Origin of the sequence: Lentzea sp. NPDC042327 (assembly GCF_040647275.1) — a bacterium.
Classification (GTDB): Bacteria; Actinomycetota; Actinomycetes; order Mycobacteriales; family Pseudonocardiaceae; genus Lentzea.
The window spans coordinates 354467-371161 of sequence record NZ_JBEZBX010000006.1 but is presented as its reverse complement, the minus strand read 5'-3'; the positions used below and the strand labels follow the sequence as shown (position 1 = coordinate 371161).

The 16695-nt window shown below is 70.9% G+C and carries 20 protein-coding genes and 1 riboswitch; of the genes, 11 read left to right on the top strand and 9 right to left on the bottom strand.

Translation table 11 applies throughout. From position 1 onward, the window contains the following. The first annotated feature begins 60 nt into the window (after window positions 1-60). From AB0A63_RS18605 to gcvP, 7 genes are all read left to right on the top strand, one after another. Complete coding sequence (locus AB0A63_RS18605; protein ID WP_360392427.1) at window positions 61-264, top strand: hypothetical protein; 204 nt, start codon at window positions 61-63, stop codon at window positions 262-264. Between the two features lie 121 nt (window positions 265-385). Then, window positions 386-967, top strand: a complete 582-nt coding sequence (locus AB0A63_RS18600; RefSeq protein ID WP_360392425.1) for a CDP-alcohol phosphatidyltransferase family protein — start codon at window positions 386-388, stop codon at window positions 965-967. 42 nt (window positions 968-1009) lie between these two features. After that, window positions 1010-1393 carry a glycine cleavage system protein GcvH gene (gene gcvH / locus AB0A63_RS18595; protein ID WP_360392422.1) on the top strand — a complete coding sequence of 128 codons (384 nt, stop codon included), beginning with the start codon at window positions 1010-1012 and terminating at the stop codon, window positions 1391-1393. A 113-nt stretch (window positions 1394-1506) separates the two neighbouring features. Then, window positions 1507-1965, top strand: a complete 459-nt coding sequence (garA, locus tag AB0A63_RS18590; RefSeq protein WP_360392419.1) for a glycogen accumulation regulator GarA — start codon at window positions 1507-1509, stop codon at window positions 1963-1965. Between the two features lie 424 nt (window positions 1966-2389). After that, the gene (locus tag AB0A63_RS18585; protein ID WP_030468959.1) at window positions 2390-2863 is read left to right on the top strand and encodes a bifunctional nuclease family protein; all 474 of its coding nucleotides are present in this window, start codon (window positions 2390-2392) and stop codon (window positions 2861-2863) included. 306 nt (window positions 2864-3169) lie between these two features. Continuing rightward, complete coding sequence (locus AB0A63_RS18580) at window positions 3170-3736, top strand: MerR family transcriptional regulator (protein ID WP_360392417.1); 567 nt, start codon at window positions 3170-3172, stop codon at window positions 3734-3736. Window positions 3737-3834: 98 nt separating this feature from the next. Beyond that, window positions 3835-3930: riboswitch (glycine riboswitch) on the top strand. A gap of 150 nt (window positions 3931-4080) precedes the next feature. Continuing rightward, window positions 4081-6972 carry an aminomethyl-transferring glycine dehydrogenase gene (gcvP, locus tag AB0A63_RS18575; RefSeq protein ID WP_360392414.1) on the top strand — a complete coding sequence of 964 codons (2892 nt, stop codon included), beginning with the start codon at window positions 4081-4083 and terminating at the stop codon, window positions 6970-6972. 45 nt (window positions 6973-7017) lie between these two features. Here the strand turns inward: gcvP and AB0A63_RS18570 are convergent, their stop codons facing one another. The 4 genes from AB0A63_RS18570 to AB0A63_RS18555 are packed head-to-tail and all read right to left on the bottom strand — an operon-like array spanning window position 7018 to window position 8869. Beyond that, window positions 7018-7200 carry a hypothetical protein gene (locus AB0A63_RS18570; protein WP_360392411.1) on the bottom strand — a complete coding sequence of 61 codons (183 nt, stop codon included), beginning with the start codon at window positions 7198-7200 and terminating at the stop codon, window positions 7018-7020. Between the two features lie 12 nt (window positions 7201-7212). Beyond that, window positions 7213-7818: a class I SAM-dependent methyltransferase gene (locus AB0A63_RS18565; protein ID WP_360392409.1), complete on the bottom strand. Its 606-nt coding sequence runs from the start codon at window positions 7816-7818 to the stop codon at window positions 7213-7215. A gap of 9 nt (window positions 7819-7827) precedes the next feature. Further along, complete coding sequence (locus AB0A63_RS18560) at window positions 7828-8487, bottom strand: maleylpyruvate isomerase family mycothiol-dependent enzyme (protein WP_360392406.1); 660 nt, start codon at window positions 8485-8487, stop codon at window positions 7828-7830. A gap of 4 nt (window positions 8488-8491) precedes the next feature. After that, entirely contained in the window at window positions 8492-8869 is a 378-nt protein-coding gene (locus tag AB0A63_RS18555; RefSeq protein ID WP_360392403.1) for a DUF3224 domain-containing protein, read from the bottom strand. Between the two features lie 49 nt (window positions 8870-8918). On the opposite strand from AB0A63_RS18555, the gene AB0A63_RS18550 reads away from it, so the two are divergent. Both AB0A63_RS18550 and AB0A63_RS18545 read left to right on the top strand, forming a co-directional pair. Continuing rightward, window positions 8919-9890, top strand: a complete 972-nt coding sequence (locus AB0A63_RS18550) for a YafY family protein (protein ID WP_360392401.1) — start codon at window positions 8919-8921, stop codon at window positions 9888-9890. After that, window positions 9878-10690 carry an aldo/keto reductase gene (locus AB0A63_RS18545; protein WP_360392398.1) on the top strand — a complete coding sequence of 271 codons (813 nt, stop codon included), beginning with the start codon at window positions 9878-9880 and terminating at the stop codon, window positions 10688-10690. The genes AB0A63_RS18550 and AB0A63_RS18545 overlap by 13 nt, the downstream gene beginning before the upstream one ends. Before the next feature lie 39 nt (window positions 10691-10729). On the opposite strand, the gene AB0A63_RS18540 is transcribed toward AB0A63_RS18545, so the two are convergent. Beyond that, entirely contained in the window at window positions 10730-11296 is a 567-nt protein-coding gene (locus AB0A63_RS18540) for a helix-turn-helix domain-containing protein (RefSeq protein WP_360392395.1), read from the bottom strand. 107 nt (window positions 11297-11403) lie between these two features. Between AB0A63_RS18540 and AB0A63_RS18535 the strand changes: the two genes are divergently transcribed. Then, window positions 11404-12105: an SDR family NAD(P)-dependent oxidoreductase gene (locus tag AB0A63_RS18535; protein WP_360392393.1), complete on the top strand. Its 702-nt coding sequence runs from the start codon at window positions 11404-11406 to the stop codon at window positions 12103-12105. A gap of 720 nt (window positions 12106-12825) precedes the next feature. Here AB0A63_RS18535 and AB0A63_RS18530 read toward each other — a convergent pair. Next, a complete protein-coding gene (locus AB0A63_RS18530; RefSeq protein ID WP_360392391.1) occupies window positions 12826-14532 on the bottom strand; it encodes a substrate-binding domain-containing protein in 1707 nt (568 codons plus the stop codon). Window positions 14533-14597: 65 nt separating this feature from the next. Further along, on the bottom strand, window positions 14598-15413 hold the full coding sequence (locus tag AB0A63_RS18525) for a 3-methyladenine DNA glycosylase (RefSeq protein WP_360392693.1): 816 nt from the start codon (window positions 15411-15413) through the stop codon (window positions 14598-14600). Between the two features lie 76 nt (window positions 15414-15489). Between AB0A63_RS18525 and AB0A63_RS18520 the strand changes: the two genes are divergently transcribed. Next, entirely contained in the window at window positions 15490-15930 is a 441-nt protein-coding gene (locus tag AB0A63_RS18520) for a DUF1801 domain-containing protein (RefSeq protein ID WP_360392388.1), read from the top strand. On the opposite strand, the gene AB0A63_RS18515 is transcribed toward AB0A63_RS18520, so the two are convergent. Both AB0A63_RS18515 and AB0A63_RS18510 read right to left on the bottom strand, forming a co-directional pair. After that, window positions 15927-16172 carry a hypothetical protein gene (locus tag AB0A63_RS18515; RefSeq protein ID WP_360392385.1) on the bottom strand — a complete coding sequence of 82 codons (246 nt, stop codon included), beginning with the start codon at window positions 16170-16172 and terminating at the stop codon, window positions 15927-15929. The genes AB0A63_RS18520 and AB0A63_RS18515 overlap by 4 nt on opposite strands. A 57-nt stretch (window positions 16173-16229) precedes the next feature. Continuing rightward, window positions 16230-16676 carry a helix-turn-helix domain-containing protein gene (locus AB0A63_RS18510; protein ID WP_360392383.1) on the bottom strand — a complete coding sequence of 149 codons (447 nt, stop codon included), beginning with the start codon at window positions 16674-16676 and terminating at the stop codon, window positions 16230-16232. Window positions 16677-16695: the final 19 nt, after the last annotated feature.

Genomic DNA, 16695 nt, shown 5'->3' with positions numbered 1-16695 from the left:
TCACAGGGATAACGCCGGAGCCCCGGTGGCCGACATCCCTGGTGTCACGGAGGGACTGAGATGAGAACCGCCATGGAGACCGAGCCGCAGCCGGCCGAGCAGCTGCCCACCGCGCCGTGCAGCGTGGTGTGGAGCCGGGGTCACGCGTACGTGCTCGAGGGTTTCCGCGCCCGCTGGGTGGGCCGCGACGACCGCGGTCGCCCGTGCTCGCTCACCGGTGCCGAGATGCAGCGCCGCGGCTGGACGTTCACCCGGACGGCCTGAGCTCCCCCCACCCCACCGGGCCCCGTCCCCCGACCGGCCGCGCAGCTCCTGCGACCACCCGCACCGCGTGCCGTGACGCCATCCGGCAGCCCGTGCGCGGCCACTCGTTTAGAGTGCGGGTGTGCGTGACCCGGCTGATCGCCTGCTGACGATTCCGAACCTGCTCAGCGTGTTGCGGCTGGCCGGTGTTCCGCTCTTCCTGTACCTGTTGCTCGGACCCCGCGCCGACGGCTGGGCGCTGCTCGTCCTCGTCTTCGCGGGCCTGTCCGACTGGCTGGACGGCAAGCTCGCCCGTTGGCTGAACCAGATGAGCCGGCTGGGCGCGCTGCTCGACCCGGCCGCCGACCGCCTCTACGTGTTCTGCACGCTGCTGGCGTTCGTGGTCAGGGACATCGTGCCGCTGTGGATCGCACTCGTGCTGGTCGGGCGCGAGGTCGTCGTCGGCATCTGCCTGCTGGTCCTGCGGCAGCGCGGCTGGGGCCCGTTCGAGGTCACCTACCTGGGCAAGGCCGCGACCTTCAACCTGCTGTACGCGTTCCCCCTGCTGCTGCTCGCGCAGGGCGACTCGGCGTGGGCGCAGCTCGCACTCCCGTTCGCCTACGCGTTCACCGCGTGGGGTGCAGCGCTGTACCTGTGGTCGGCGCTTTTGTACGTCTACCAGTTCTTCTCGGCCCTGCGGGTCACTCCCGGAAAGGCCGCGTGAAAAGATCACCCCATACAGGTTCGGCACGAGGAGCGCAGTCAGTTGATTCCCGAGGAGCTTCGTTACACCGAGGAACACGAGTGGGTCGCCACAACAGGTGAGAACACCGTGCGCGTCGGCATCACCGACTACGCCCAGGAACAACTCGGTGACGTGGTCTTCGTCCAGCTGCCCGAGGTCGGCCACACCGTCTCGGCCGGCGACACGTTCGGCGAGGTCGAGTCCACCAAGAGCGTGTCGGACCTCTACTCGCCGCTCGACGGTGAGGTCGTCGCGATCAACGACGCCCTGGTGCAGTCGCCGGAGTCCATCAACTCCGACCCGTACGGCGAGGGCTGGATGGTCGAGCTCCGCCTGAACGACCCCGAGGCGGTCGAGGGGCTCTTGGACGCCGACGGGTACAAGGCGTTGGTGGAGAAGGAGTGACGTCGATCTTTCGCCGGATCTTCGGCCGGAAGGGGAGCCGCTCCTCGGGGGGCGACTCGAACGCGATAGGTTTTACCGGAAACGACGGACCCAGCAGCAGGAGGAGAGCTCAGGTGAGCACGAACGACGGCCCAGGCGTTCCGCCGGAGCAGTCCCCGGAGCGGACCTCCGTCTTCCGGGCGGACTTCCTCCAGGAGATGGAAGGCGGCGCCGAGGCGCCCGCACAGGAGCCGGCCGTTGCCGGTGTCGACGCCCTTCCCGCCGGTTCCGCGCTGCTCGTGGTGAAGCGCGGCCCGAACGCCGGTTCGCGGTTCCTGCTGGACCGCGACACGACGAGCGCGGGGCGCCACCCCGACAGCGACATCTTCCTCGACGACGTGACGGTCTCGCGCCGCCACGCAGAGTTCCGCCGGGAGGGCGGCGAGTTCGTCGTGATCGACGTGGGCAGCCTCAACGGCACCTACGTCAACCGCGAGCCGGTCGACCAGGCCGTCCTCGCGAACGGCGACGAGGTCCAGATCGGCAAGTTCCGCCTGGTCTTCCTGACCGGTCCCGGCTCCGCGGGAGCCTGACGGTCCGGGGCCTGCCGGTCCCGGGTCTGCGGGATGACGAGCGTCGGGGCGGTGCTCACGCAGCTCCGCCCCGAGTTCCACCGTGCAGTGCTGTTGCCGTCTTCTCCACTGTTTTGCGCCATTGAGCAGTTCGCCGCGCTCCGCAGGAGTTTTCCTGCGTCGAGCCCGAACGCACTCGTGCGCTGACCGCCTTTGCGCGGAACTCCTCCCGGTTCGCCGTGCTTTCCGGGAATCGGCCGGCCTCTTCCGCTCGTTGTACCCGGTGCGGGGAAGAGCGGGTTCGAGCGGCCATCGTCTTGATCACGTTCTGCCCGCAACGATTGAGCACACGGCCCGCTTGGCGGGTAGCGTCGAACGCGTGTGCCGGGGGATGCTCGGAGACGTTCCGGGTACTCCCCAACGAGTCAGAGGGAGGCGAGACCCGATGAGCGAGATGCGTGTCGTGGGCGTCCGGGTGGAGCTGCCCCAGAACCAGCCGATCCTCCTGCTGCGCGAAACCGAGGGTGAGCGGTACCTGCCGATCTGGATCGGCTCGGTCGAGGCCACCGCGATCGCGCTGGAGCAGCAGGGCGTGCGACCGGCCCGCCCGCTCACCCACGACCTGCTCAAGGACGTCATCGGGGCGCTGGGCCGCAACCTCGAACAGGTGCGGATCACCGACCTGCAGGAGGGCACGTTCTTCGCCGAGCTCGTGTTCGACGGCGACGTGCGCGTGTCCGCCCGCCCGTCCGACTCGGTGGCCCTCGCGCTGCGCGTCGGCGTGCCGATCCACGCGGAGGAGTCCGTGCTGGCGGAGGCCGGTCTGATCATCCCGGACGAGCAGGAGGACGAGGTCGAGAAGTTCCGCGAGTTCCTCGACTCCGTGTCTCCCGAGGACTTCCGGGGCGCCGACACCTGAGTTCCCCCGACTGTCGCTGACCGTCTTGTTCGGACCCGGCGCCGATCGGTGGGGTGTCCCTCGATCGGACTACTTTCCGCACATCATGGCCGCTAAACAATCACTAAACGTCACCTGAACGTCCTAGTTCGGGTGACGGTGCGGACCCCCGCCTCAGGTTGGGGGCCAACACTCCCCGCGCGTCGCGTTGACCTGCCCTCGGAGCGGTCTTACCGTCGAACTCGAGTGGACGTCGCCGGTCTGCGCGAGTGGACCAGGCGGCTTGACGGCCCCGACTTTCGTGGCCGTTGGCGAGGGGAGGCAGGCGTGGTCGAGGAAGCGCCCTTGCGGGCCGAATCCGGGCAGCAGGGTGAGCTGTTCCCGGACTCCTCGCTGCCGGACGAACTCGTCGGCTACCGGGGACCCGCGGCGTGCCAGATCGCCGGGATCACCTACCGGCAGCTCGACTACTGGGCCAGGACCGGCCTGGTCGCGCCGACGGTGCGGATGGCGCACGGCTCCGGCAGCCAGCGGCTCTACTCCTTCAAGGACATCCTCGTCCTGAAGGTCGTGAAGCGGCTGCTGGACACCGGGGTCTCGCTGCAGAACATCAGGGTCGCCGTCGACCACCTGCGCCGCCGCGGCGTGCAGGACCTGGCGCGGATCACGCTCTTCTCCGACGGCACGACCGTCTACGAGTGCACCTCCCCCGAGGAGGTCGTCGACCTGCTCCAGGGCGGGCAGGGCGTGTTCGGCATCGCGGTGAGCGGTGCGATGCGGGAGATCAGCGGGACCATCCACGAGTTCCCGGCCGAACGTGCGGACGGCGTGGAAATCGCGCCGATGACCGAGGACGAGCTGACCCGCCGCCGCCGGGAGCGCGCGACCGGCTGACCCGCTGTCGCCGGCTCAGCCGGTCCCGTCGCTGAGACGTAGGTCGCGTCGGTGGGGACTGGCGGGCCTGCCTGCGGGTACTCTTCACGGGTAGTCGCTGAACTCAGGCGGGAGAGACCGGGTGCTGCACCCGGCGCCGAAGGAGCAAGTTCCTCCCCGGGAACCTCTCAGGCACCCAGGACCGCGTGAGCGAGACGCCTCTGGAAAGCGGATCTCTCGAGATCCCGCCGACGGTGAAAGCCCGCTCTCGTGGCGGGTGAACCTCTCAGGCGCCCGATGCCGGGTACGGACAGAGCGGGGAGGGCACCAGGACACGTGTGCCCGCAGCCCCCCGGAGGCGTTAGATGACGCAGGACCGCATTCCGCTCGCCGCTCTCGAGCACGGCACCCCGTTCGCGGACCGGCACGTCGGCCCGCGCCCCGCCGAGCTCGCCCGCATCCTCGACGTGATCGGTGTCGGATCGCTGGAGGAGCTGGCGCAGCACGCGGTGCCCTCGTCCATCCACGAGCGCGACCTGGTGCTGGACCTGCCGGCGCCCGCCACGGAGACCGAGGCGCTGGCCGAGCTGCGCGCGCTCGCCTCCCAGAACCGGCCGATGACCCAGATGATCGGCCTGGGCTACTACGACACCGTGACGCCGGGCGTGATCCTGCGCAACGTCCTGGAGTCGCCCGCCTGGTACACCGCGTACACGCCGTACCAGCCGGAGATCTCGCAGGGCCGCCTGGAGGCGCTGCTGAACTTCCAGACGATGGTCGGCGACCTGACCGGCCTGCCGATGGCCAACGCGTCCATGCTGGACGAGTCGACCGCCGCCGCCGAGGCCATGACCCTGGTGCGCCGCGCGGGCAGGGCGAAGTCGAACAAGTTCGTCGTGGACGCCGACACGCTGCCGCAGACGCTGGCCGTGATCGAGACCCGCGCCGAGCCGCTGGGCATCGAGGTCGTCGTCGCCGACCTGTCGCAGGGCATCGAGGGCCTGGGCCTGGGCGGTGACTTCTTCGGCGTGCTGCTGTCCTACCCCGGTGCGTCCGGTGTGGTCCGCGACCAGGCCGCGCTGGTGGAGGAGATCCACGCCGCCGGCGCGCAGGCCGTCGTCGTCGCCGACCTGCTGGCGCTGACGCTGCTGCGCCCGCCCGGTGAGATCGGCGCGGACGTCGTCGTCGGCACCACCCAGCGCTTCGGCGTGCCGATCGGCTTCGGCGGCCCGCACGCCGGCTACATGGCCGTCCGCTCCGGCCTGGAGCGCCAGCTGCCCGGCCGCCTCGTCGGCGTCTCCGTCGACGCTGACGGCTCGCTGGCCTACCGCCTGGCGCTGCAGACCCGCGAGCAGCACATCCGCCGCGAGAAGGCGACCTCGAACATCTGCACCGCGCAGGTGCTGCTCGCCGTGATCGCCTCGATGTACGCGGTCTACCACGGCCCCGAGGGCCTGCGCGCCATCGCGACCCGCGTGCACCGCCTGGCCACCGTCCTCGCGACGGGCCTGTGCGAGGCCGGTCTCGACGTCGTGCACGGCGAGTTCTTCGACACCGTGCAGGTGCGCGTCGAGGGCCGTGCCGCCGAGGTCGTCGCGAAGGCCCGCGAGCTCGGCATCAACCTGCGCCTCGTGGACGCCGACGTCGTGGCGGTCGCTTGCGACGAGAAGACCACGCGTGCGCACGTCGTCGCCGTGTGGGAGGCGTTCGGCGTGACCGGGTCCGATGTGGACGCGATCGACACCGACACCGCCGACGGCATCCCGTCGGACCTGCGCCGCACCTCGGACTACCTGACCCACCCTGTGTTCCACGCGCACCGCTCCGAGACCGCGCTGCTGCGCTACCTGCGCGCACTGTCCGACAAGGACGTCGCGCTGGACCGCAGCATGATCCCGCTCGGCTCCTGCACGATGAAGCTGAACGCGACCGCGGAGATGGAGTCCATCACCTGGCCCGAGTTCTCGACGCTGCACCCGTTCGCGCCGGTCGAGGACGCGAAGGGCCTGCTGACGATCGTGTCGGACCTGGAGGCGTGGCTGGCCGAGGTCACCGGCTACGACGCCGTGTCGCTGCAGCCGAACGCCGGCTCGCAGGGCGAGTTCGCCGGCCTGCTGGCGATCCGCGCCTACCACCGCGCCAACGGCAACTCCGCCCGTGACGTCTGCCTGATCCCGTCGTCCGCGCACGGCACGAACGCCGCGTCCGCCGTCATGGCCGGCATGCGCGTCGTCGTCGTGAAGTGCGACGACAAGGGCAACATCGACATGGGCCACCTGCGCACCACGGTCGCCGAGCACGCCGACGACCTGGCCGCGATCATGATCACCTACCCGTCGACCCACGGCGTGTACGAGGACACCGTCCGCGAGGTCTGCGGCCTGGTCCACGACGCGGGCGGCCAGGTGTACGTCGACGGCGCGAACCTCAACGCGCTGATCGGCCTGGCCCGCTACGGCAAGTTCGGCTCGGACGTCTCGCACCTGAACCTGCACAAGACGTTCTGCATCCCGCACGGCGGCGGCGGCCCCGGCGTCGGCCCGATCGGCGTGAAGTCCCACCTCGCCCCGTTCCTGCCGAACCACCCGCTGCAGCCCACCGCGGGCCCCGAGACGGGCGTGGGCCCGATCTCCGCGGCCCCGTGGGGTTCCGCGTCGATCCTGCCGATCTCGTGGGCGTACGCGCGCATGATGGGCGGCGACGGCCTGCGCCGCGCGACCCTGACCGCCGTGGCCGCGGCGAACTACGTGGCGCGCCGCCTGGACGAGCACTACCCGGTCCTCTACACCGGCGAGGGCGGCTTCGTGGCCCACGAGTGCATCCTCGACCTGCGCCCGATCACCAAGGCCACCGGCGTGACGGTCGACGACGTGGCGAAGCGCCTGGCCGACTACGGCCTGCACGCCCCGACCATGTCGTTCCCGGTCGCCGGCACCCTGATGGTCGAGCCCACCGAGTCCGAGGACCTGGCCGAGATCGACCGGTTCATCGACGCCATGATCGCCATCAAGCGCGAGATCGACCGCGTCGGCGCCGGCGAGTGGCCCGTCGAGGACAACCCGCTGCGCAACGCACCGCACACCGCGGCCTGCGTGACCGTCGGCGAGTGGGACCACCCGTACACCCGCGAGGAGGCCGTGTACCCGGCCGGTACCGGTGCTCCGAAGATCTGGCCGCCGGTCCGCCGCATCGACGGCGCGAAGGGTGACCGCAACCTGGTCTGCTCCTGCCCGCCCCTCGAGGCCTACAGCAGCTGATCCACACCGCGGAGGAGGGGCGCACCCAGGGGTGCGCCCCTCCTCTCATGCTCCGACCGGACAGGTCTCGTCGCCGCAGTTCTCCTGCTCGGTGATGCCCGGCCTGGTGAGGTCGTGCTCGAACGCGAAGTGGAAGCAGTCCGGGTGCATCCGCTCGAACAGCTCGAAGTCCTCCGGGGCCAGCTCCACGGCCTCACCGCACCGCTGGCACGTCTGTTCCTCTGCCACGGTGGAATGGTCTCACCCGCGCCGGGCGAACAGCACCGCGCCGTCCTCGCCGAGCAGCCACTGCGCCTCGACCGCGAACCCGGCGTTCCGCAGCCACGCCGCCACCCGCTCCGGCCGGCGCAGGTGGACGTGCACGCGCATCGGGTGCCCGCCGTAGCCCCGCGTCTTCAAGTTGGTCCGGTCGCCGACGTGGAAACCCAGCTGCAGCAGCCCGCCCGGCCGCAGCGCGTCCCGGAAGTGCCCGAGCACCACCGGGACCAGCTCGTCCGGCACGTGGATCAGCGACCACCAGGCCAGCACCCCGCCGACCCGGTCGCCGAGCGGGTCGGTCATCGACCCGACCTCGAACCGCAACCCGGGGTGGTTCCGCCGGGCGAGCGCGACCATGGCGGGGGAGAGGTCGATCCCGAACGCGTCCGCGCCGAGCCCGTGCAGCAGTGCCGTGACGTCGCCGGGGCCGCAGCCGACGTCGGCGACGGGACCGTCCACCTCCTCGGCGAACAGCCGCAACGCCGCCCGCAGGTGCGGCATCCCGTCCAGCAGGCCGCGCGTGTAGTCGGCGTAACTGGCGGCGACCGTGTCGTAGGACTCGCGGGTGTCTGCCAGCCAGTCGGTCACGCCGGGAACCTACTCCTCGAACGGCTCCGCGCGGTGCCTTCCGGACAACGCCAGCGACGAGATCCACGTGTCCGGGTCACCGTCCCAGTCCATCGCCCTGATCTGGTCCACCGACCGCCGCCCGCCGATGGCCCGCATCAGCTCGAACGACGTCGTGCGCAGCGTCCCCTCCGGCTCGCCGTGCCCGAGCACGCGGTCGCCGTGCTCCAGCACCACCCGCAGCGCGGGCACGTCGTTCTCCCGCATCCGCTGGTCGAGCTGCTGCAACGGCCGGGTCAACGCCGCACGCACCACCTGCGGGTCCCGGTCGCCGGGCACGCCCAGCGCGGCGCGCAGGTCGTGTTCGTGCGCCACGACCTCGGCGATCAGCACCGAGCCCATGGGCGTGTCGAAGAGCGGAGCGGCCAGCTCCCGGTTCGCGTCCCACTCGGCGAAGGCGTCGTCGAGCGAGTTGCCGCGGCGGTCGCGCACCTGCCGTTCACCCCACTCGCCGGACTCGACACCGTCGAACCGGCGGTCCGCGAAGTCGCGCAGACCGCCGGCCAGGTGCGCCACCACGTCCTTGACCGACCAGCCGGGAGTCGCCGCGACGGGCGTCTGCGGGTCCCGGCCGCGCACCAGCTCGGTGATGCGCTGCTGGGCGGCGTCGTAGACGGGGGCGTTGGTCATGGGCTCAGACCTCGTACTCCAGCGCGTAGGTGCCGCTGCCATCCTCCGCCCAGTCCACGGTCACCGCACCTTTCGCGCCGAGGAACCGCCCGGTGCCGTCGACGACCTCGATCGACCCCTCCACAGCGGACCGGTAGGCGCCGACGTGCCGCAGCACCAGCGTGCCCTCGTCCGTGGTGACCTCCTCGATCGCGGTCGTCCACGCCACGTCGTCGCCGTAGTACATGAGGTACCGGCAGCTGCCCGTACCGCTGATGTCGCCCGCGTACCCGAACTGGACGTGCGCCTCGGTGAGCTTGCGGCCCTCGACGTCCCGGTAGGACCGGCCGTCCCAGGTCTTCTCGTCCCAGCTCTTCACTTCGATGGTTCCGGTTGCCTTCATGGACCCCACCCTGCTGGCAGAACCTGACAGTTCATGTCAGGTTTGTGGCATGAAGTCGAGCCGGCTCATCCAGGTGCTCCTGCTGCTCCAGTCCCGCGGCCGGATGACCGCCGACGAGCTGGCGGCCCGGCTGGAGGTCTCGCCCCGGACCATCTACCGCGACGTCGAGGCCCTCGGCGCCGCCGGCGTCCCCATCTACGCCGACCGCGGCCCGGCCGGCGGCTACCGGCTCGTCGACGGCTACCGCACCCGGCTCACGGGACTGACCTCCGGTGAGGCGCGGTCGCTGTTCCTCACCGGCCTGCCCGGTCCCGCCCAGGAGCTGGGCCTCCAGGAGTTCGCCGCCGCGGCCCAGCTCAAGCTCCTCGCCGCGCTGCCCACCGAGCTGCGCGCCAGGGCCGAGCAGATCCGGCAGCGGTTCCACCTGGACACCCCGACGTGGTTCCGCGGCGACGAACCGACCGCGCACCTCGCCACCATCGCCGACGCCGTCTGGGAGCAGCGCCGCGTCCGCATGACCTACCGGCGGTGGGGGCAGCAGACCGTCACCCGCGAGGTCGACCCGCTCGGTCTCGTCCTCAAGGCGGGCACCTGGTACTTCGTCGGCAGCCTGCGCACCTACCGGGTGTCGCGGGTGCTGGAGCTGGAGGTCCTGGACGAGACGTTCGACCGGCCGGACGACTTCGACCTCGCCGCCTTCTGGGCCGGGTGGTCCGAGGAGTTCGAGGCCCGCATGTACGGCGAACGCGTCACCGTGCGCATGACCAGTGCCGGTCTCGACAAGGCGCGGTACCTGCTCAGCGGCCACCAGGCCCAGGTCGTCGCACAGCTCGCACCGCAGCCGGGGGAGGAGTTCGGCTTCCCGACCGAGTCGCTCCGGCACGCCCTGCCCGACCTGCTCAAGTTCGGCCCCGACGTGGAGGTCGTGGCACCCGACGAGCTGCGCCGCGAGGTCGTGGCCGCGATCGAGGCGATGCACCGGCTCTACAACGGTGCGAAGCTACCCGCATGGTTCCGCTGATCTCGCTGAACAACGGAGTACGGATCCCCCAACTCGGCTTCGGCGTCTTCCAGGTGCCGGAGGACCAGGTGGCCGGTGCGGTCACGACCGCCATCGAGGCCGGCTACCGCAGCATCGACACGGCCGCCGCCTACCGCAACGAGTCCGGTGTCGGCGACGCGATCGCGGGCGTGCCGGACCTGTTCGTCACGACCAAGCTGTGGAACTCCGACCAGGGCTACGACTCGACGTTGCGCGCGTTCGACGCGAGCACGCGCCGCCTGCGGCGCGACGTGCTGGACCTCTACCTCATCCACTGGCCGACCCCGCGGCGCGAGCTGTACCCGGAGACGTGGCGCGCGCTGGAGCAGCTCTACGCCGACGGCCGGGTGCGGGCCATCGGCGTCTCCAACTTCCACACCCGCCACCTGCAGCGCCTCTTCGACGAGTTCCCGACCACCCCGGCGGTGAACCAGATCGAGCTGCACCCGTTGCTGCAGCAGGAGGAGATGCGCAAGGTCCACGTGACCCACCGCATCGTCACCGAGGCCTGGTCACCGCTCGCCCAGGGTGCGCTGCTGGGCCGCCCGGAGATCACCGGCCTGGCCGAGAAGTACGCGAAGACCCCGGCCCAGATCGTGCTGCGCTGGCACGTCCAGCTCGGCAACGTCGCGATCCCCAAGTCCGTCACGCCCTACCGGATCAGGGAGAACATCGACATCTTCGACTTCGAGCTGGCCCAGGACGACATGACCGTGATCGCCGAGCTCGACAACGGCACCCGCACCGGCCCCGACCCGGACCGCTTCAACGTCGCGTGACCGCACCGGCCGCGCCACCGGTGTCCCCGGTGGCGCGGTTCACCCGGCCGTGCGCAGCCCGTCGAGGTAGAACCGCAGGAACCGCCGCCACCGGTCCGGTTCGGTGTCGACCGACTCCCTGATCACCTGCGACATCGCCCACGTCAGCGTCACGAGGTCCGCGAGCTCGAAGTCCGCGCGCAACACCCCGGCGTCCTTGGCGCGCTGGATGATCCGCTCCGCGTGCCCCATGCCGCGCCCGCACGCGCTGGTGGCCTCCTCGGACGGCACCAGCCGCCGGGCGATCGCGTCGTTCAGCCCGTGGTCCTGCGCCTGCAACGCCACCGTGCCCTCGACGAAGTCCGCGAAACCCCGCCACGGGTCGGGCGCGGCCAGCGCGGCCGCGCCGATGTCGTCGAGCACCGCCAGCCGGCTCGGGAAGATCGAGTCGATGAGCACCTGGCGCGTGGGGAAGTGCGCGTAGAGGGTGCCGATGCTGACCTGGGCCCTGCGGGCGATGTGCTCCAGCGCCGCATCGAGCCCTTGCTCACCGAACACGTCGACGGCCGCCGCGAGCAGCTTGGCGCGGTTGCGGGCGGCGTCCGCGCGCAGGGGCCTGGTTGCCATGGCGGCATTCTACAAACGCCCTCTAAGTCGAGCCTCCCCTCGACTTCTGTGATACCGTCACTCCCACAAGTCGAGGACACCCTCGAATTAGCCGGAAGGTGCAGCTCATGTCCCTCGCAGCAGTCATCGGCGTCGGCCCCGGTCTCGGCATGTCCATCGCGCACCGGTTTGGACGAGAGGGCCACGACGTGGCCCTGGTGTCCCGCACCGACACCCGGCACAGCCGCTACCTCGCCGAGCTGGCGCAGGCCGGCGTGAAGGCAGAGGCGTTCACCGCTGACGTGCGCGACCGCGACCAGCTCCTGTCCACCCTGGACCGCATCGGCGGCGAGGTCGAGGTGCTCTACTACGGCCCTGGCGCGGCCGACCCAGGCCTGCCGATGAAGCCGATCACCGAGATCACCGCCGCAGACGCCCAGAAGGCGCTGACCTGGCTGTACCCGGCCCTCGACGTCGTGGGCCGCGTCCTGCCGGGCATGCTCGACCGCGGCAGCGGAGCGCTGCTGTTCGCAGGCGGCCTCAGCTCAGTCGTGCCCATGCCCGGCTTAGGCGCGCTCACGATCAACGCCGCAGCCCTGCGCAACTACGCGGTGACGCTCAACGCGGCACTGGCCGACAAAGGCATCTACGCGGGCACGCTCACCATCGGCGGTCTGATCGAGCGCGGCGACATCCACCGCATGATCACCGCAAACCCCGGCCAGTACGGCGAGATCCCCACGCTGAACCCCGACGACATCGCCGAGACGGCGTGGCAGCTGACCGCCGAACGGAACCGCGCGGAGGCCGTCTTCAACGTCCTGGCCTGACCACTCAGACACTGTTCGCCGCGCCTGCCAAGCCGCCTCGCCGCCAAACTCCGGCTCCGGCGCTGAACCCCGGCCCCGCCAAGCCCGCGCGGCAACCCGCCACCGCACCCAGCCCGACACCCAACCCCGGCCCCGCCGGACCTGCGCAGCAACCCGCCACCGCACCCGAACCGCGCAACGACTCACCGTCGCCCGCATCCACCCGGACGCTGAACCCCGGCTCTCGCCGGACCTGCGGGCAACCCGCCACCGCACGCAACCCCGCACCACCTGGCCACCGCACCCGAACCACGCAACGACTCACCGTCGCCCGCGCCCATCCCGACGCCGAATCCCGGCCCCGCCGGGCCCGCGTGGCAAGCCGCCACCGCACCCAACCGCGCGACGACCACCGTCGCTCGCGCCACTCCGATGCCCTCGTCCACGACCTGGACCGACGTTCCTGTCCGCACTACCGCGATGCCCTTGCCCGCGACCCGCCCCAACGCGCTTGTCCACGACCTGGACCGACGTGCGCGCCGACGTCCCCGTCCGCGCCAACCCCGACGCCCTCATCCACGACCCGGACCAACGCTCTTGCCCACAACCTGGACCGACGCCCGCGTCCACCCCGACGCCCCCGTCCGCGCCCGCCCGCGCCCGCCCCGATGCCCTCGTCCACGACCCGCCCTGACGCCCACGCCAGCCCCGACGCCCTCATCCACAACCCGAACCAACCACTCAGGCGGTGGTCGACAGCACCTGCCCGAGCGCGGCCTCCACACCGTTCTCGTCCTCCACCACGGACACGCTGCCCCCGGTGCTCTCCGCGATGTCGGTCAGCGCCGCCTTGTCCACCTCACCGCCGATCGCGATGAAGCTGACCGGCAGGTCCTTGCCCTTGAGCCGGGACTTCAACGCCGCCAGGTCGATGCCGCCGTCCGAGGTGCTGTCGGTGACGACCACGACCCGGTTGACCCGCCCGGCCACGAAACCGTCGTGCGCCGCCTCGTAACAGGCCCCCAGCGCGGTGTAGAGCTGGGAGCCGTCGACAGTCTTGAGCCCGTCGATCGCCCTGCGCAACGCCTCGCGCTTCTCCACGACCGGACCGGTGCCCACGAGCTGCTTGTAGGGCTTGGCGCCGTCGACGGACCGCGCGAACTCCCACAACCCGAACGACCCGGACACCGACCTGTCCACCTGCCCGCGCAGGGCGGCCTTCACCTTGTCCAGCCTCGGTTTCATCGAGGTGGACACGTCCGCGAGCACGGTCACGACCTGGCCGCCGCGGTCCGCCGACGCCCACGCCGCCGACAGCTGCTGCGTGGTCGTCGCGTCAGCGGCGACCAGGTTCTCGGTCACCGCCGCCCACGACACACCAGGAGAGGGGGACGGTCGGTCCTGAGTGGACTCGACACGCAAACCGCCGTGCGCCAAGATCTTCTGCTGGTCTGGCTCGGTCATGAACTCGCGGAACGCCTGCGCCGCGCGTTCCTCCGCCTCACCGACCTCGGGGCCCGACAGCGCCACGTACGGGAAGTCCGCCACCGGTGTCGGGCCGACCGGCAGCACGCCGACGAGCGGTTTGGACGGTGCCTCCTTGCCGGTGTTGTGCTTGTAGAGGTCCACTTCGGACACCGGCGTCACGCTGAAGCCCGCCGCGTTCACCGTCGCGCTGTCCCCGAGCCGCCGCAACGCCTCGCGCGTCGTGGTGGGCACCTCGGGTGGCACGGTGGCCGCGAGCTTGGTCAGGGTCGTCTTGGCGGCGTCGGAGTTCAGCGTGTCCGCGGTGACCGGGCCCTTGCCGCCGGCCAGTGCGGACTGGATCGCGAGCGCGGAGGCCGTGTTCGCGGCCGGGTCGGGCATGGCGACGCTGAACCGGCCCCAGTTCGGGCCGAACCTCTGCCAGTCGGTGACCTCGGGCATGTCCGTCCAGCGGAAGTCCTTCAGCACCGGCGCACCCGCCTCGGGTGCGGCGAGCAGCACCGGCGACGTGCCGATGGACTTCGGCGTGCCACCGACCAGCTTGGCGTTGAGCGCGGACAACCGGTTCGCCCACAACACCGAGTCCGGCACCCAGGCGTGCGGTCGCTGGCCGAGCTTCTCGGCGTCCCAGGTCCCGGTCAGACCGTCGAGCACGGCGGAGGAGTCGGCGGAGGTGACCTCGACCGCGATGCAGTGGTCGTAGACGACGGGCCGCGTGGCGCTCCAGGCCCGCGCGACCTCCGCGACGGCCTCGGCCACGCTCGGTGTCGCGGACACCCGCAGCACCGCGTCACCCTCGTTGCAGTCCTGGGCCTGCGCTTGCGCCCGCTTGTCGAGCACACCGCCGATCCACGACCAGGCGCCCCAGCCGAGCGCGATCAGCACGACGACGGCCACGATGGCGACGGGCCACTTGGCGATCCCGCGCCGCACCTTCGCGCGCAGCGAGCGGTGTCGAGACATCGATCCCTCTCACAACTACTCAGCGGCCCCCGACGACCGGCAGCCACGCTAACAGGAGAGAACGGTCAGCGATGTGAAGTCACTCCCAGTACCGACTGGCACACGGTGACGAGTCGTTCCCGCAGCGGTTGCGACCTCGCGGCGAACTCCGCCTGCCTGCGCACGTACTCCGCGCGGCCCTCCGGCGTCTCGATCCTGACCGGCTCGTACCCGAGTCCCGCCAGGTCGTAGGGCGAGGCCCGCATGTCGAGCTCCCGCACGTCGACGGCCAGCTCGAAGCAGTCGGCGACCAGGTCGGACGGTGTCGCGGGCTCCAGCTTGTAGGACCACTTGAACAGGTCCATGTTGGCGTGCAGGCAACCCGGCTGCTCGTTCTCGACCTGCCCCTCGCGCGTGGGCAGCAGGGTGTTGAGCGGCCGCGCGGGCCCGGTGAAGAACCGGAAGGCGTCGAAGTGCCCGCACTGGATCTTGCTGGCCTCGACCACCTGGTCGGTGCCGTCACTGCCCAGGCGCAACGGCCACGCGTTGTGCCGCACCTCCTCCGGCTGCTGCCGGTAGACCATGGCCCACTCGTGCAGCCCGAAGCACCCCAGCCGCGCCGGCCGCCGCATCGTCGCCGTGAGCAGCTCGCGCACGAAGTCGATGGTCTTGGCCCGCTGAGCGGCGAAACTGCCGACGTCGAGCGTCACGCCGCCGCTCGTGGCCCGGTAGTGCGGGAACTCCAGGTACTCGTCGGCGTCCTCCAGGACGATCCCCGGCCCCGGATGCCACCGTTCGAGCCGCACGGGCCGATGGCTGTAGTAGGTGAAGAGGAAGTCCATGACGGGGTGCTTCTCCTTGCCGGCCTTCCGCTCCAGGTGCGGGCCGGTGAAGCGCCTCATGCGCGCGACGTGCCGGTCGCGCAGCTCATGCCATTCGGCTCGGGTCAGGACCTCCACGAGCGGCTACCGTACGCGCATGGTGCAGAGCAAGGCCGCCACGGTCGCCGAGTACCTCGACGAGCTGACCGCGGAGCAGCGCGCCGAGATCACCGCCGTGCGCGACGTCGTCGTCGCGCACCTCCCCGCCGGCTACGCCGAGGGCGTGCTCTGGGGGATGATCACCTGGTACGTGCCGATCGAGGTCAGCGGCCCCACCTACAACGGGCAGCCGCTGAGCTACGTCGCGCTGGCCGCCCAGAAACGCCACTGCTCGCTCTACCTGACCACGGCCATGGCGCCGGGGGAGTCGTTCCGCGAGCGCTACCTCGCCACCGGCAAGAAGCTCGACATGGGCAAGTCCTGCGTGCGCTTCACCCGCGCCGCCGACCTGGCCCTCGACGTCATCGGCGACGAGATCGCCCGCTACCCGGTGGCGGAGTTCGTCGACCACGTCCAGCGCGTGACGGCCAAGCGCTAAAGCGGCGGCACCAGCCCGGTGAACGTCCGCGCGCCGTTGCAGTGCGGGCACTCGCGCCCGTTGTCGACGGTCCGCGGCGCACCACCGATGATTGCCAGCGTCGGCGCCGCGATGTAGCTCGCGCCCCCGCACAGGTGGCACACCGTGCGCGGCTCCGGCGTGACGGCGAAGAGGTCGTCCGGGTCTTCCTCGTCCTCGAACTCGTCGTCCTCGGCGAACTCGTCCTCGTCGTCCTCACTCATGGTCGTCAACCTACACGGACAGCGACTGGCGACCGGTGCGCGACCACGGGTTCCGGATCAGGTCGCCGAGATCGGATCGCCCGGTGTCGTGGCGGCCCGCGTCAACGACTCCGGCGTCGCCTCACGGCCGCAGTGCGCGCACACGACCAGTGGTTCCAGCACGTTGCCGCACGAGTGCTCCCACACGAGCGGGAGGGGCCCCTTGGTCACGTAGGTGTCGCCCCACTCCTTGAGCATCAGCAACACGTTGTTCAGCGCACGGCCCGACTCGGTCAGCACGTACTCGTGGCGCGGCGGGTGCTCGGAGTACTGCCGCCGCTCCAGCACGCCGCACGCGACGAGCTTCTTCAGGCGCGCGGTCAGCACGTCGCGGGAGGCGCCGGTGTTCGCGGCGATCTGGTCGAAGCGGTGGTTGCCGAAGAAGACCTCGCGCAGCGCCAGCAGCGACCAGCGCTCGCCGACGACCTCCAGCGCGTTCGCAACGGAGCAGGTTCGCGGAGCCATGTGACCACGGTATCAGTCA